This is a genomic window from Streptomyces sp. NPDC020489 (genome assembly GCF_044386545.1).
GTDB lineage: Bacteria > Actinomycetota > Actinomycetes > Streptomycetales > Streptomycetaceae > Streptomyces.
In genome coordinates, this window is record NZ_JBIRUZ010000004.1 from 604,008 (window position 1) to 617,338 (window position 13,331).

Consider the following 13,331-nt stretch of genomic DNA (forward strand, 5'->3'; position numbering starts at 1 on the left):
CGACGAACGTATGTGGCGTGCGGATCATATGGGGAGTGGTCGGCCGGCGGGTCTGGGCTGGTCGGTCGGTCTGGGCCGGGTGCTCGCGGTCCCCCCTTCCAGCAGCACCTCGGCGATGCGCTCACTGGCCCGGCCGTCCCAGAGTTCGGGGCGACGCGGCGCGGGAGGGGCGTCCAGCACGCGGTGCGCGGTGGACACGATGCGCGCCGGGTCCCGGCCCGCGAGCACGTTGGTGCCCTGCTCGACGGTGACGGGCCGCTCGGTGTTGTCCCGCAGCGTCACACACGGCACGCCCAGCGCGGTCGTCTCCTCCTGGACCCCGCCCGAGTCGGTCAGGACGACACGGGCGGAGTCCTCCAGGGCGATGAAATCCAGGTATCCGGCGGGCGGTACGAGGGTGACGCCGCCGGGCGCGCCGATCTCGGCCAGCCGCTCGGCCGCGCGCGGGTGCACGGGCAGGACGAGCGGGCAGCGCTCGGCGATCTCGCCCAGCGCCTTCAGGAGCCCGGTGAGCACCGCGGGGTCGTCGACGTTGGCGGGCCGGTGCAGGGTGACCAGGCCGAACTCGCCCCGGGTCAGGCCGAGTCGGGTGAGGACGTCGGAGGCGCGCGCCCGCTCCAGGTTGGCCAGCAGGGTGTCGATCATGACGTTGCCGACCAGGTGGATCTGGTCCTCCCGGTACCCCTCCGCGCGCAGGTTGTCGGCGGCGTCGGGGGAGGGGGCCAGCAGATAGTCGCTGACCCGGTCGGTCGCGACGCGGTTGACCTCCTCCGGCATGCCCCAGTCGCGGCTGCGCAGACCCGCCTCGACATGGGCGAGCAGTGGTCCGGCCTTGGCGGTGACCAGGGCACAGGCCAGCGTGGAGTTGATGTCGCCGACCACGACCACGAGGTCGGGCGCCACCTCCGCGAGGAGCGGCTCGAAGGCGGTCATCACCCGGCCGGTCTGCTCGGCGTGGCTGCCGGAGCCGACGCCGAGGAAGCGGTCGGGCGGCCGGATGCCGAGGTCGGCGAAGAACACGTCGTTCATCGCCGGGTCGTAGTGCTGCCCGGTGTGGACGAGGACCACTTCGGCGCCTCGGCGCTCCAGTGCGTCCATCACCGGTTTGATCTTCATGTAGTTGGGGCGGGCCCCGGCGACGCAGACGATGCGCGGCATGGTTCAGAGCACCTCGATCGTGGGCCCCGACGGCAGCCGGCGGCGGCAGTCCAGGACCAGGGGGGCGTGTTCGGCGACGAGTTCGTAGTCGAAGCTGTCGTGGTCGGTGAGCAGGACCACCAGATCGGCGGAGGACAGCTCCTGCGCGGTCGGCTCCACCCGCACCAGCCGGGTGTCCACCGGCAGGCTCTCGACCACGTGCGGGTCCGCCGCCCTGACCTGGGCCCCGCTGTCGAGCAGCAGGTGGGAGATGCGCAGCGCGGGCGACTCCCGGGCGTCGCCGGTGTTCTTCTTGTACGCCAGGCCCAGCAGCAGGATGCGCGAGCCGTTCACCGAACGGCGCATGCGGTTGAACAGGTCGCTGACGCGGCGTGCCACGTACTCCGGCATGTGGTTGTTGATGTCGTTGGCCAGCTCCACGAACCGGAAGCTCTGGCCGAGTTCGCGCTGCACCCGCCAGGACAGGTACGAGGGGTCGATCGGCAGGCAGTGGCCGCCGACACCCGGTCCTGGTGTGAACTTCATGAAGCCGAAGGGCTTGCTGGAGGCGGCCTCGATGGCCTGCCAGACGTCGATGTCCAGGTGGTGGGCGAACATCGCGATCTCGTTGACCAGCGCGATGTTCACATGCCGGAAGGTGTTCTCCAGGAGCTTGGCGAGCTCGGCCTCCTTGGGGGAGCTCACCGGCACGGTGGTGTCGACGAGTTCGCCGTAGAAGTCCTGCACGGCCTTCAGGGACGCCGCGTCGACACCGGAGACGACCTTCGGGGTCTCCTTGAAGCCCCAGACGGCGTTCCCGGGGTCGATGCGCTCCGGGCTGTAGCCGAGGTGGAAGTCGGTGCCCGCGGTCAGGCCGGAGCCGTCCTCCAGGATCGGGGCGAACAGTTCCTGCGTGGTGCCGGGGTAGGTGGTCGACTCCAGCACCACGGTGGCCCCGGGCCGCAGGTAGCGAGCGAGGGTGATCGCCGACTCCCTGATGTAGCGCAGGTCGGGGGTGCCCTCGTGCAGCGGGGTCGGGACGGTCACGACGGCCACGTCGAACCCCCCGCAGTCACGGGCCGAGTCGCTCGGCCGGTACGTGCCGTTGTCCAGCGCCGCCCGGATCCGCTCGGAGGAGACGTCCTCCACGAAGGACTCGCCCGCGGCCAGGCTCTTGATCCGCCGGGTGTCGACGTCGTAGCCGATCACCTCGTGCCCGACCTCGGCGGCGCGGACGGCCAGCGGCAGTCCGACGTATCCCTGTCCCACCACGACGACACGCATCAGTGACTCCTGTTCGCGGAAGCGGCCTGCGGGGTGGGCCGGAGGAACTCGCGTGCCGTCATCACAAGGAAGGCGGCGTTGGTGGTCAGGTAGCGGCGGCCCAGGCGGCGCGGCTCCTGGAGCGCGCGGTAGAGCCACTCCAGGCCCATGCGCTGCCAGGCGGCGGGGGCCCGCTTGGTGACCCCGGCGAGGATGTCGAAGGAGCCGCCGACGCCGTGCACCACCCGGGCGCCGGTGCGCGCGCCGTAGGCCGCGGTGAAGATCTCCTTCTTCGGCGAGGTCATGCCGAGGAAGAGCATCTGGGCACCGCTGCGGGCGATCGCGTCCGCGACGGCCTCCTGCTGGGAGTCGTCGAAGTAGCCGTGGCGGCTGCCGGCCACCTTCAGACCGGGGAAGCGGTCGGCCACCCGGCGTTCCATCTCGGCCAGCACCTCCTGCCGCGCGCCGAGGAAGTACACCGACATGCCCGCCGACTCGGCCTCCGCCAGCAGGCGCAGGAACAGGTCGATCCCGGCCACCCGTTCGGGCAGCGGGGCGCGCAGCACCCGGCCGGCCCAGACCACGGCCTGCCCGTCGGCGACCACGAGATCGCAGCCGGACACGGCCTCGGCGAGCCGCGGGTCGCGCCGCATGTTCACCAGCTTCGCGGCGTTGACCACGCCGATCTCCAACTGGCGCCCGTCGCGCACCGCGTCGAGGCAGTGCCGTACGGTCTCGTCCATGGTCAGCGGGTCCAGTTCGACCCCGAACAGCGTCTGACGCTCTCTCATATCCGGCCCCCCTGCCAGGCGTGGAGCATCCAGCCGAACTCGTACGGGCGGCACTCGCGGTCCACGGACAGCGGACGGTAGACCCGGTCCAGCGGCTTGAGTCGCAGGCTCGGGACGAGGCGGGTGCCCAGGCCCCGGGCGGCGCGTACGGCCTTCTTCGGGTCGCCCCGGTAGACCTTGCGCCAGGTGGCGCCGAGCTCGTCGAGGATCAACGGCTCGCGGTGCTCGGGGTGTTCGGCCAGTTCCGGCACCTCCGTCATCCAGCGCAGCCCCTTGCGGATCGCGGCGCCGAAATCGCTGCCGCCCGCGTCGGTGAGGTCGAACAGGGCGGTCGGCGCCATCGCGTGCTGGTGGACGCTGTAGACGGGGTAGCCCTCCAAGACCCCGCCGGTACGCGCGTCGTAGTGCCACCACCACTGCCCGCCCGCGCCCTGGAGCTCGCAGATGCGCGCCGCGCATGCCTCGGACGCGGCCAGCGCCTCCAGGTCGCCGCCCTGGTCGTCGCTGGCGTGGGCGCGGGCCAGGGCCTGGAGCGGGTACGTCTGGTCGGCGAAGCAGCTCACATGCGCCCGGTACCAGGGCACCAACCCGGGTCCGGTGGCGTGCGGGAAGAGCGGGCTGGCGCCGATCCGGGCGCGCAGAAGGCGGTCGCGAGCTGCGCTGAAACGTCTCTCCACGTCGACCGTGCCGCGCGCCGCCGCAAGGGCGGACAGCACCCACGCGGCCTCGACGGTGTACTGCGGCCGCCCCTCCACGTCGAGGGCCTCGACACGGGCGAGGGCGTCGGACAGCTTGGGGTGTCCGGTCTCGGCGGCGGCCCAGGCGATCAGCGCCGCGTCCCCGAGGTTGGCCACCGCGGGCAGCGACTCGATCAGCAGACCGGTGAACTCCTGGGCGGTGCGCCCCGCGAGCACCGCGCGCTGGCGGTCCTCGGGGAGGAACTCCACCCCCAGTGCGGTGATGGCCGCGTAGCGGGTGCTGGTGCCGCGCCGCTCCAACGTCCAGGAACCGTCCGGGGCTTTGCGCCCGGCCATGGTGAAGGAGAAGGCCTCACCACCCGGGAGCAGCATCTGCGGAAGCCCCGACTCGGCCACCGACAACAGCCGTTGGGCCAGCGAGAGCAGCGGCGGTTCGTCTCGGCCTAGGGCCGCCAGGCGTGTGTCGGTCATCTTCTGGGCACACCAACCCCCCTGTGGGTCCTGTTTTCGCGCAGACTGGTGATCGCCGCGGCGCTCGAGGCCGTGCGGCGCAAAAGTGCAGACGTCAGGCGCAGGAGTGGTCTTGGCTCCTGGCAGCAGGCATAGGTGTCCCCACCCCGTAACCCCCCCTGGGCACTACCGGTTCGTGTGCTCATTGTGCTGTGTCTGCACAGACCGCACACACGTTATGGCTATAGATGTTCGAGGATTTACGTTTTTAGGAAAACGGCCCTCACACGCGGGGAACCAGTTCGCCGTCCTTCTCCTCGTACGACTCACCCGTCTCGGGGCACTCCCAGGTGCCCGGTGCGCCCTCCCGCTCCACCAGCCGTACGCCGGCCCGGCCGACCCAGCCGATCCGGCGCGCCGGCACCCCGGCCACGAGGGCGAAGTCGGGCACGTCCCGGGTGACCACGGCGCCCGCCGCGACGAGCGCCCAGCGGCCGATGCGGACGGGGGCCACGCACACGGCACGGGCCCCGATCGAGGCGCCCTCCGCCACCACGACGGCCACGGCCTCCCAGTCGTCGCCACGCTTCAACTTGCCCTGGGTGTCGACGGATCGGGGGAAGTGGTCATTGGTGAAGACCGCCGCGGGGCCGACGAAGACACCGTCCGCGAGGACCGCGGGTTCATAGACCAGCGCGTAGTTCTGGAGCTTGACGTTGTCGCCGATACGCACGCCGGGACCGACGTACGCGCCCCGGCCCACGATGCATCCGCTGCCCAGCCGGGCGTCCTCCCGGATCTGGGCCAGGTCCCAGACCGTGGTGCCGTCGCCGAGCGTGGCCGTCTCGTCGACCTGGGCGGTCGGCTGGATCCTGGAGCTCATCAGGCTGAACCTTTCCGACAACAGGAGAGTGCCGTGACGGGATCACCATACGTACGCCCCGCTCGTGGGCGAAGGGATTCCGGTGGGGTCGGCCGATCTTCGCCGGTGCCCGATCCCTAGGCGGCCGCGGCCGTCCCCCGAACTCCCCAGCGCCGTACGCGTCGACGGCCCGCCATCCGGCACACGACGTAGATCGTGAACGAGACCGTGGTGACATACGGACTGATCGGGATGGAGCTGCCGAGCGCGAGCAGGATGCCGCCCTCGACGGAGAGCACGGCGAAGAGCACGCTGAGCGCCGGGAGCAGCACCGGGGACGCCGTGACGCGGGCGGCGGCCGCGGCCGGGGTGACGACGAGGCTCAGGACCAGCAGCGCCCCGACCACCTGGACCGACAGGGCGACCGCCAGCCCCAGCGCGAGCATGAACGCGAACGACAGGCCCCGCACCGGCACTCCGCGGGCCTCGGCGACGTCCGGGTCGGCGCTGGCGAAGGACAGCGGCCGCCACATGACCGCCAGCGCGACCACGACCAGCGCCGACGTGCCCAGCAGCCACGCCATCTGCGGGGTGTCGACTGCGACGATCTGCCCGGTCAGCAGGCCGAACTTGTTGGCCGCCCGGCCCTTGTAGAGCGCGAGGAAGAGCACGCCCAAGCCGAGACCGAACGGCATGATGATGCCGATCACCGAGTTGCGGTCCCGGGCCCGCGCCCCCAGCACCCCGATCGTGCCCGCCGCGAGCAGCGAGCCGACGATCGAACCCGCCACGACGTCGGCACCCAGCAGCAGCGCCGCCGACGCCCCCGCGAACGACAACTCGCTGATGCCGTGCACCGCGAAGGGCAGGTCGCGCATCATGACGAAGACCCCGGCGAGGCCGCCGACCAGGCCCAGCGCGGCCCCCGCGACGAGCGAGTTGCGGACCAGGGCGAGGAGTTCGCCGTAGTGGTCGAAGCTGAAGATCTGCTGCCAGACCCCCGTCGCGAACGTCATGTGCGCACTTCCTCGGTGGGGGAGGGGTGATGGGGTGGTGCGGCCGTCTCGTCCGGGGCGCCGACGACCACGACCCGGCCCCGCACGCGCACGACGTCGACCGGCGTCCCGTAGAGCTCCGACAGGGACGCGGAGGTCAGCACCTCCTCGGGCGGGCCGACCCGGTGACCTGCCCGGGCCAGGTACAGCACGCGGTCCGCCAGGCCCAGCACCGGGTTGATCTCGTGGGTCACGAAGACCACGGCCGTGCCGTGCGAACGGCGCCGGGCGTCGACCAGTTCGGTGACGGCCCGCTGGTGGTGCAGGTCCAGCGAGAGCAGTGGTTCGTCGCACAGCAGGAGCCGCGGGTCGGTCGCCAACGCCTGCCCGATGCGCACGCGTTGGCGCTCGCCACCGGACAGCAGGCCGAGCGGCACGTCCGCGTACGCCGACGCCCCGACCGCCTGGAGGATCTCCGCCACCCGCCGCCGGGCGGCCTCGGTGCGCAGGCGCGGCCCGAAGCGGTGCCCGTCGATGCCGAAGCGCACCAGGTCGCGGGCGCGCAGGCGGGACTGGGCCGCCGACTCCGCCTGCTGGGGCACGTATCCGATCTCCCGCGCGGCCTCCCGCGGCGGGCGGCCCAGCACGGTCAGGGTCCCGGCGGACAGCGGCCGGCGACCCAGCAGGGCTCGTACGAAGCTGGTCTTGCCGGCCCCGTTCGGGCCGAGCACGGCCAGGAACTCCCCGGGGCGCACGTCCAGTTCGAGGTCCTGCCAGACGACCCGGTCGCCGTACGACAGCGCGGCCCCGCGCAGGCTGACGACCGGGGTGCCGCCGCCCTGGGCCGGGATCCGGGCCGGGCCGCTCACGTGTCCAGCGCGCCGGCGAGCGCGTCGACGTTGGAGGTCATCCAGCCGAGGTAGTCCTTGCCGCTGGGCAGGGTCTCGGTCACCGGTACGACGGGGATGCCGGCCGCCTTGGCCGCGGCCTCGGCCTTCTCGGTCTGCGGGCCGGAGGTCTGCTCGTTGTAGACCAGCGCCTCGACCTTCTTGCCGGAGAACAGCGCCAGCGCGGCCTGGAGGACCTTGGGGGAGACGTCGCTGCCCTCCTCGATCGCCTCGCTGAACTCCTCGGGGGTGGCGTTCCGCAGACCGCTCGCCTTGATCATGTACAGGGGCACCGGTTCGGTGATGGCCACCGCCTCGCCGGCGTGTTCCTTCTTGATCCGCGCCTCCTTCGCCTCCAGCGGCTGGAGCCGGGCCTTGAAGGTCTCGGCGTTGGCGGTGAAGGTGGCGGCGTCGTCCGGGTCGGCCTTGCCGAGGGCGGCGGCGATACTGTCGGCGATCTTGGCGACGGCCCGGAAGTCGTACCAGACGTGCTCGTTGAGTTCGCCGCCCTTCGGGGCGGTCCTGCCGGAGACCTTGACCGCGTCGACCACCTCGGCGGAGGAGTTGCCGCTCTTGAGCATGCGGTCGACGAAGTCGTCGTAGCCGCCGCCGTTCTCGACGACGACCTTCGCCTTCGACAGGGCCAGCTGGTTCTGGGTGTTGGCCTCGTAGGAGTGCGGGTCCTGGTCGGGGTCGCTGATGATCGAGGTGACGTCGACCTTGGTCCCGCCGATCCGGCCGACGATGTCGCCGTAGACGTTGGTGGAGGCCACGACCGATATCGCGGACGCGGCGGCCGGGCTCTGCGCGGCACTCGTGCCGTCGGCGGAGTCCGAGGAGCCGCCGCAGCCCGCGAGCAGGGCAGCCAGCGAGGCGCCGGTGATCGAGGCGGCGAGGCGCCGGGACGGGGGCGTGGACATGGATCCTCCGCGTAGGGGTGGAACAGAAAGGGGGAGAGGGGACGCCCGCCACGCTAGATGAAAATGAATGTCAGAAGTGGGTTCGCGTCCGTTCCATGTGAAAACCATTGCCAATACTTGACAGAGGGGCTGGTCGAAGCGTGACGGGGGCTTTACCGCTGGGTGGTTGTACCTGCAATCCGTTCGCAGAAGCCTGGTCGTGCGGCTGAGAACGGCCGCTCATCGACCAGTAAGGCCCGCATCTCCATGATCACCGCTCACCGTGTCCGCAGCGCCATGACCCGGAAGGAGTGGGCGAGCCTCGGCGGGATGGCCGCGTTCATCCTGGCGCTGCACGTCGTTGGCTGGTTCACGCTGGTCGTGATCGTCGCGCCGGAGCACTACAGCCTCGGTGCGAAGAGCTTCGGGGTCGGTATCGGGGTCACCGCCTACACCCTCGGGATGCGGCACGCGTTCGACGCCGACCACATCGCCGCGATCGACAACACCACCCGCAAGCTGATGAGCGAGGGCAAGCGGCCGCTGTCGGTCGGCTTCTGGTTCTCCCTCGGACACTCCAGCATCGTCTTCGTGCTCGCGTTCCTGCTGTCCCTCGGGGTCAAGGCGCTGGCAGGTCCGGTCGCGGACGACGACTCCACGCTGCACGGCGTCACCGGCTGGATCGGCACCACCGTCTCCGGGGCCTTCCTGTACCTCATCGCGATCATCAACATGGTGATCATGGCCGGTATCTGGAAGGTCTTCCGGCAGATGCGCACGGGCCACTTCGACGAGGCCGCGCTGGAGGAGCAGCTCGACAACCGGGGCTTCATGAACCGGCTGCTGGGGCGGCTGATGAAGTCGATCACCGAGCCGTGGCAGATGTACCCCCTGGGCCTGCTGTTCGGCCTCGGCTTCGACACGGCGACCGAGATCGCGCTGCTGGTGCTCGCCGGCTCGGGCGCGGCCTCCGGGCTGCCGTGGTACGCGATCCTGTGCCTGCCGGTCCTGTTCGCGGCCGGGATGTCCCTGCTGGACACCATCGACGGCTCGTTCATGAACTTCGCCTACGGCTGGGCGTTCTCCAAGCCGGTCCGCAAGGTCTACTACAACCTCACCGTCACCGGTCTCTCGGTCGCCGTCGCCCTCCTCATCGGCACGGTCGAACTCCTCGGTCTGATCGCCGACCAGGCCCACCTGCACGGCCCGTTCTGGGACCGGGTCTCCGGCCTCGACCTCAACATCGTCGGCTACGTCGTCGTAGGCCTGTTCGTCGTCACCTGGGCGGTGGCCCTGCTGATCTGGAAGGTCGGCCGGATCGAGGAGAAGTGGACCCGGGCGCTCGCCCCGCCCGCGGGTGCCGAGCCCGAGGGCGCGAGGGCGGCGGGTCGATGACCGCCGGTCACGGGCGCTGGGCCGCGCTGCCACCCAGGGAGGGCCCGCTCCCGATTGGACCCCGGCCTGCAAAAGCCTCCGGTCGCACCGCCCGAGTCACCCCTCGGCGGACTCCTGGGTCCAGCTCCACGCGTAGTGGAGCCAGTCCGCCATCGTGACGGCGCCGAGGCCCGCGCTCACCACCCGCGTCGCCCGGGGGACGGCGACGTAACAGCACATCAGGGCGCCCCCCACCCACACCGCGCTGCAGAACGGGCAGGACACCAGGTCACCGATCGCGTGGCGCGCGCCGTGGCCCCGGGCCTCGTCCATGACCTCGCCGCCCGGGCCCTGGGACCGGCGGCGGGTGAAGGGGGCGCGCAGCGGACTGAGGACCTTGTCCCGGGTCAGCAGCCGGGACGCCTTGAACGTCGCCGCGCCCAGCAGGGCGACGTCGGCGAGCGGCACGCGGGCGGGCAGCCGCACCCCACGACGACGGGCCACCGCCGCGAACGCCGCGACCCCGGCGGTGAAGGTGCCGGCGAGCACCGCGTAACCCGTGAGGGGCGTGTCGCCCTGCTCGTCGTAGCGAGCGACGTCGGTCGTCATGAGGTCTCCTTGCACAGCGCGATGGTCCTTGTCCCGGCCGGCCCCGGGTTCCCCCGCCGGTCGCGGTGACACGCGCCGCGCGTCCCGTTCGCTCGACCGGGCCGCCTCGCACATCTGCACCCCCGGACGCGGCTGCTGGGTCCTGTGCGTACCCGGGCAGGCTCAGGGCCGTGGGCCCTGGATGCCGCGTTCTGCACTCGTCCGCCGGGAGTGGTGATGACGGGCCGGTCAGGCCCCGCCAGGAGCGCTGATCTCGGTCCGGACCTCGACTTTTCGGTCGTCGCACGCGGGGAACCCGGCCTGTGCACACCCGCTCCCGTGATCAGGAGACCGACGTGACCGATTCGCAGCACGACCGGCAGAACCCGGTGACCCGGCACCCGCGCCCCGACTTCCCGTCGCAGGAGCAGCAGCACCCCGGCTGGACCGGGCCGATGGACCCGCCGCCGGATCACGGGGAGGAGAGCTACCGGGGCAGCGGGCGACTGGAGGGCCGCGCGACCGTCATCACGGGCGGCGACTCCGGCATCGGACGGGCGGTGGCGCTGGCCTTCGCCCGGGAGGGCGCCGATGTCCTCTTCACCCACCTCCCGGAAGAGGCGGACGACGCGCGGGAGACGGCGCGGCTCGTCGAGGACGCCGGCCGCAAGGCCGTCGCCGTCCCCTGCGACATCCGTGACGAGGAGGCGTGCCGGGCGCTGATCGAACGCGCGGTCGCGGAGTTCGGGCGCATCGACGTCCTGGTGAACAACGCGGCCTACCAGATGTCGCAGCCGGACGGCATCGAGGCGATCTCGACCGAGCAGTTCGACCGCGTGATGCGCACCAACCTCTACGGCATGTTCTGGCTGACGAAGTTCGCCGTGCCGCACATCCCCGCGGGCGGCAGCGTCATCAACTCGACCTCGGTGCAGGCCTACCAGCCCAGTCCGCACCTGCTGGACTACGCGACGACGAAGGGCGCGATCGTCACCTTCACCCAGGGGCTGGCCCAGATGCTCGCCGAGCGCGGCATCCGCGTCAACGCGGTCGCGCCGGGGCCGGTGTGGACACCGCTGATCCCCGCGACGATGCCCGACACCGCGGAGTTCGGCAAGCAGAGCCCGCTGGGCCGGCCGGCGCAGCCCGCCGAACTCGCCCCGGCCTACGTGTTCCTGGCCTCCCAGGACGCCGGCTTCGTCACGGCGGAGATCCTCAACGTGACGGGCGGCACGCCGCTGCCGTAGGCGAGGTGAGAGACGCGCCACGGCGACGGGTGCGCGGTCCTGGAAGGGCACCGCACACCCGGCGCTCGCGTCAAGAGTTCCAGGGGTGGACGGCTCACGGTTGGTGGCGTCGCATCGTGCCCCAGGGCCCCGCCTGTCCGATCACCGCGGCCACCGCCTCCTCGATGACCTTCTCGTCGATCCAGCCGATCGGCTCCACGTCCTGGACCAACGGCTCGTTGTCGGGCCCGCGCCCCTTCTCACGGCCGCGCAGCACGTAGGGGCGCACCCCCTCGCCCTTCTCCCGGGGCAGGTGGGAGTAGTCGTACAGCCGCCGGGCCACCCACAGGTCGACCGGGCGCCCTTCCCACCAGGACTCGACGGCGAGCGGGTTGGCCGACAGCCCGGACATGCGGACGCCCGTCAGGCCGTCGCGGCTCTCGCTCAGCTCCCGGTCGGCCTCGGGGCCACGCGACCAGCGCACATAGAGGCGGGGGCAGCGCTCCACCAGTTCCGCCAGCTCGTCGAGGGTCCGCAGAACCGGCAGCCGCTCGGGGGACCTCTTCACGTCTTCACTTCCGTCCCGTGCGGGCGTCAGATGTCCCGCTTCTCCAACGGCCGCACGGCCGGTCCCTGGACGATCTCCCCGTCGGGGGTGAACCGGGACCCGTGGCACGGGCACTCCCAGGCGCGTTCCGCGGCGTTGAAGGCGACCAGACAGCCCAGGTGCGTACAGCGCGCCGAGACGGCGTGCAGTTCGCCCTCCTCGTCGCGGTACACGGCACAGCGGTGTCCGTCGACCCGTACGACGGCGCCGTCCCCGCGCTCGATGTCGTCGACCGAGCCCCCGGCCGCCGTCAGACGGTCCCCGACGAAGTGCCGGGCGACCTTGGCCTGGTTCTTGAGGAAGGCGGGGGCCTCACCGACGACGGTGCGGATGCGCCGGGGGTCGTACAGGTCGCTCCAGGCCGACTTCTCGCCGGTGATCAGCCGCTGGAGGAGGCGGCCGGCCATGATGCCGCCGCTCATTCCCCAGCCGCCGAAGCCGGTGGCCACGTAGGTGTGCCGGCTGCCCGCGTGCAGCGGGCCGACGAGCGGCACGGAGTCCGTGGAGTCGTTGTCCTGGGTGGCCCAGCGGTGGGTGAAGTCGAGGTCGCCGAAGTGCTCGCCCGCCCAGCCGGCGAGCCGGTCGAACCTGGCCTCCACGTCGGCGGTGCCGGGGGTGAAGTGCTCACCGGTGACGATCAGCAGCCGCCGGCCGTCGTCGTAGGGGGCGGTGCGCACCGAGCGGGTGCCCTGCTCGGTGGTGATGAACATGCCGTGCGGATCGAGGGCGGCCGGGATCGGCGCGGTCAGGACGAGTTCCCGGCGCGGCGAGAGGCGGGTGAACAGCATCGCCCGGTCGAAGATGGGGTAGTGCGTGGCGACCACGACGTCATGGGCCCGCACCCGGGCTCCGCCTTCGGTCAGCAGGGTGCAGGGCTCGCCCTCCTTCAGATCCACGACCCGGGTCCGTTCATGGATGATCCCGCCCTGCCGGACCAGGTCCTCGGCGAGGGCGAGGAGGTACTTGCGCGGATGGAACTGTGCCTGCTCCGCCACCCGGACGGCGCCCGCGACGGGGAACGGCAGCCCGGTCTCCGTCACGTACTCGGCGGGCAGCCCCGCCTCCCGCGCGGCCTCGGCCTCGTCCTTCAGCTCCTGCGTCGCCGACGGCTCCTGGACGTAGGTGTAGGACGCCGTGTCCTCCCAGTCGCAGTCGACGCCGAGCAGCCCCGCCACCTCGGCGGCGTGCCGGACGGCGTCCGTCTGGGACTGTGCGTACAGCTTCGCGGCCTCGGGCCCGCGTGAGCGCCGTAGCCGCGCGTAGACGAGGGTGTGCAGAACGCTCAGTTTGGCGGTCGTGTGGCCGGTGACGCCGGCCGCGATGCGGTCCGCCTCCAGCACGGCCACCCGCCGGCCGGCCCGCGCCAGTTCCCAGGCGGTGCTCAGACCGGCGATACCGCCACCGACGACCGCGACGTCGACCGCGAGATCGGCGTCGAGGGGCTGGTGGAGGGGCCCGGGGGGTGCGGTCTCGATCCAGTACGACTGGTGATCACCTGCGAGTGCGCTCATGGGGGCCGGGTTCCCCCGAGCGGTCCCCATGAAGCACTCGTCA

General features: G+C 71.7%; 13 protein-coding genes. 2 read left to right on the forward strand and 11 right to left on the reverse strand.

Annotated elements, in window-relative coordinates:
- Positions 1–24 precede the first annotated feature (24 nt).
- The 8 genes from wecB to ACH41F_RS13400 all read right to left on the reverse strand — a co-directional run bounded on the left by wecB (position 25) and on the right by ACH41F_RS13400 (position 8,003).
- Positions 25–1,158 carry a non-hydrolyzing UDP-N-acetylglucosamine 2-epimerase gene (gene wecB, locus ACH41F_RS13365; RefSeq protein WP_398835178.1) on the reverse strand — a complete coding sequence of 378 codons (1,134 nt, stop codon included), beginning with the start codon at positions 1,156–1,158 and terminating at the stop codon, positions 25–27.
- Between the two features lie 3 nt (positions 1,159–1,161).
- Positions 1,162–2,421, reverse strand: a complete 1,260-nt coding sequence (locus ACH41F_RS13370; protein ID WP_391238687.1) for a nucleotide sugar dehydrogenase — start codon at positions 2,419–2,421, stop codon at positions 1,162–1,164.
- Complete coding sequence (locus tag ACH41F_RS13375) at positions 2,421–3,191, reverse strand: WecB/TagA/CpsF family glycosyltransferase (RefSeq protein ID WP_391238684.1); 771 nt, start codon at positions 3,189–3,191, stop codon at positions 2,421–2,423. Before ACH41F_RS13375 ends, ACH41F_RS13370 begins: the two co-directional genes overlap by 1 nt.
- Complete coding sequence (locus ACH41F_RS13380) at positions 3,188–4,360, reverse strand: hypothetical protein (RefSeq protein WP_398835182.1); 1,173 nt, start codon at positions 4,358–4,360, stop codon at positions 3,188–3,190. The genes ACH41F_RS13375 and ACH41F_RS13380 overlap by 4 nt, the downstream gene beginning before the upstream one ends.
- Before the next feature lie 262 nt (positions 4,361–4,622).
- Positions 4,623–5,222 carry a DapH/DapD/GlmU-related protein gene (locus tag ACH41F_RS13385; RefSeq protein ID WP_391238678.1) on the reverse strand — a complete coding sequence of 200 codons (600 nt, stop codon included), beginning with the start codon at positions 5,220–5,222 and terminating at the stop codon, positions 4,623–4,625.
- A gap of 116 nt (positions 5,223–5,338) precedes the next feature.
- Entirely contained in the window at positions 5,339–6,217 is an 879-nt protein-coding gene (locus tag ACH41F_RS13390) for a metal ABC transporter permease (protein WP_391238675.1), read from the reverse strand.
- A complete protein-coding gene (locus ACH41F_RS13395) occupies positions 6,214–7,065 on the reverse strand; it encodes an ATP-binding cassette domain-containing protein (protein WP_391238673.1) in 852 nt (283 codons plus the stop codon). The genes ACH41F_RS13390 and ACH41F_RS13395 overlap by 4 nt, the downstream gene beginning before the upstream one ends.
- On the reverse strand, positions 7,062–8,003 hold the full coding sequence (locus tag ACH41F_RS13400; protein ID WP_398835185.1) for a metal ABC transporter solute-binding protein, Zn/Mn family: 942 nt from the start codon (positions 8,001–8,003) through the stop codon (positions 7,062–7,064). The genes ACH41F_RS13395 and ACH41F_RS13400 overlap by 4 nt, the downstream gene beginning before the upstream one ends.
- Before the next feature lie 246 nt (positions 8,004–8,249).
- Here ACH41F_RS13400 and ACH41F_RS13405 point away from each other — a divergent pair, with 246 nt between their 5' ends.
- Positions 8,250–9,377 (forward strand): HoxN/HupN/NixA family nickel/cobalt transporter, encoded by a 1,128-nt coding sequence (locus tag ACH41F_RS13405; RefSeq protein ID WP_398835187.1) that lies wholly within the window; start codon positions 8,250–8,252, stop codon positions 9,375–9,377.
- A gap of 96 nt (positions 9,378–9,473) precedes the next feature.
- Here the strand turns inward: ACH41F_RS13405 and ACH41F_RS13410 are convergent, their stop codons facing one another.
- Entirely contained in the window at positions 9,474–9,965 is a 492-nt protein-coding gene (locus tag ACH41F_RS13410; RefSeq protein ID WP_398835190.1) for a DUF1360 domain-containing protein, read from the reverse strand.
- Between the two features lie 335 nt (positions 9,966–10,300).
- Here ACH41F_RS13410 and ACH41F_RS13415 point away from each other — a divergent pair, with 335 nt between their 5' ends.
- Entirely contained in the window at positions 10,301–11,191 is an 891-nt protein-coding gene (locus ACH41F_RS13415) for an SDR family oxidoreductase (protein ID WP_391238662.1), read from the forward strand.
- Between the two features lie 94 nt (positions 11,192–11,285).
- On the opposite strand, the gene ACH41F_RS13420 is transcribed toward ACH41F_RS13415, so the two are convergent.
- Positions 11,286–11,738: a DUF6098 family protein gene (locus ACH41F_RS13420; protein WP_391238660.1), complete on the reverse strand. Its 453-nt coding sequence runs from the start codon at positions 11,736–11,738 to the stop codon at positions 11,286–11,288.
- 26 nt (positions 11,739–11,764) lie between these two features.
- Positions 11,765–13,288, reverse strand: coding sequence for an FAD-dependent oxidoreductase (locus ACH41F_RS13425; protein WP_391238657.1), 1,524 nt, complete (start codon positions 13,286–13,288; stop codon positions 11,765–11,767).
- Positions 13,289–13,331 lie beyond the last annotated feature (43 nt).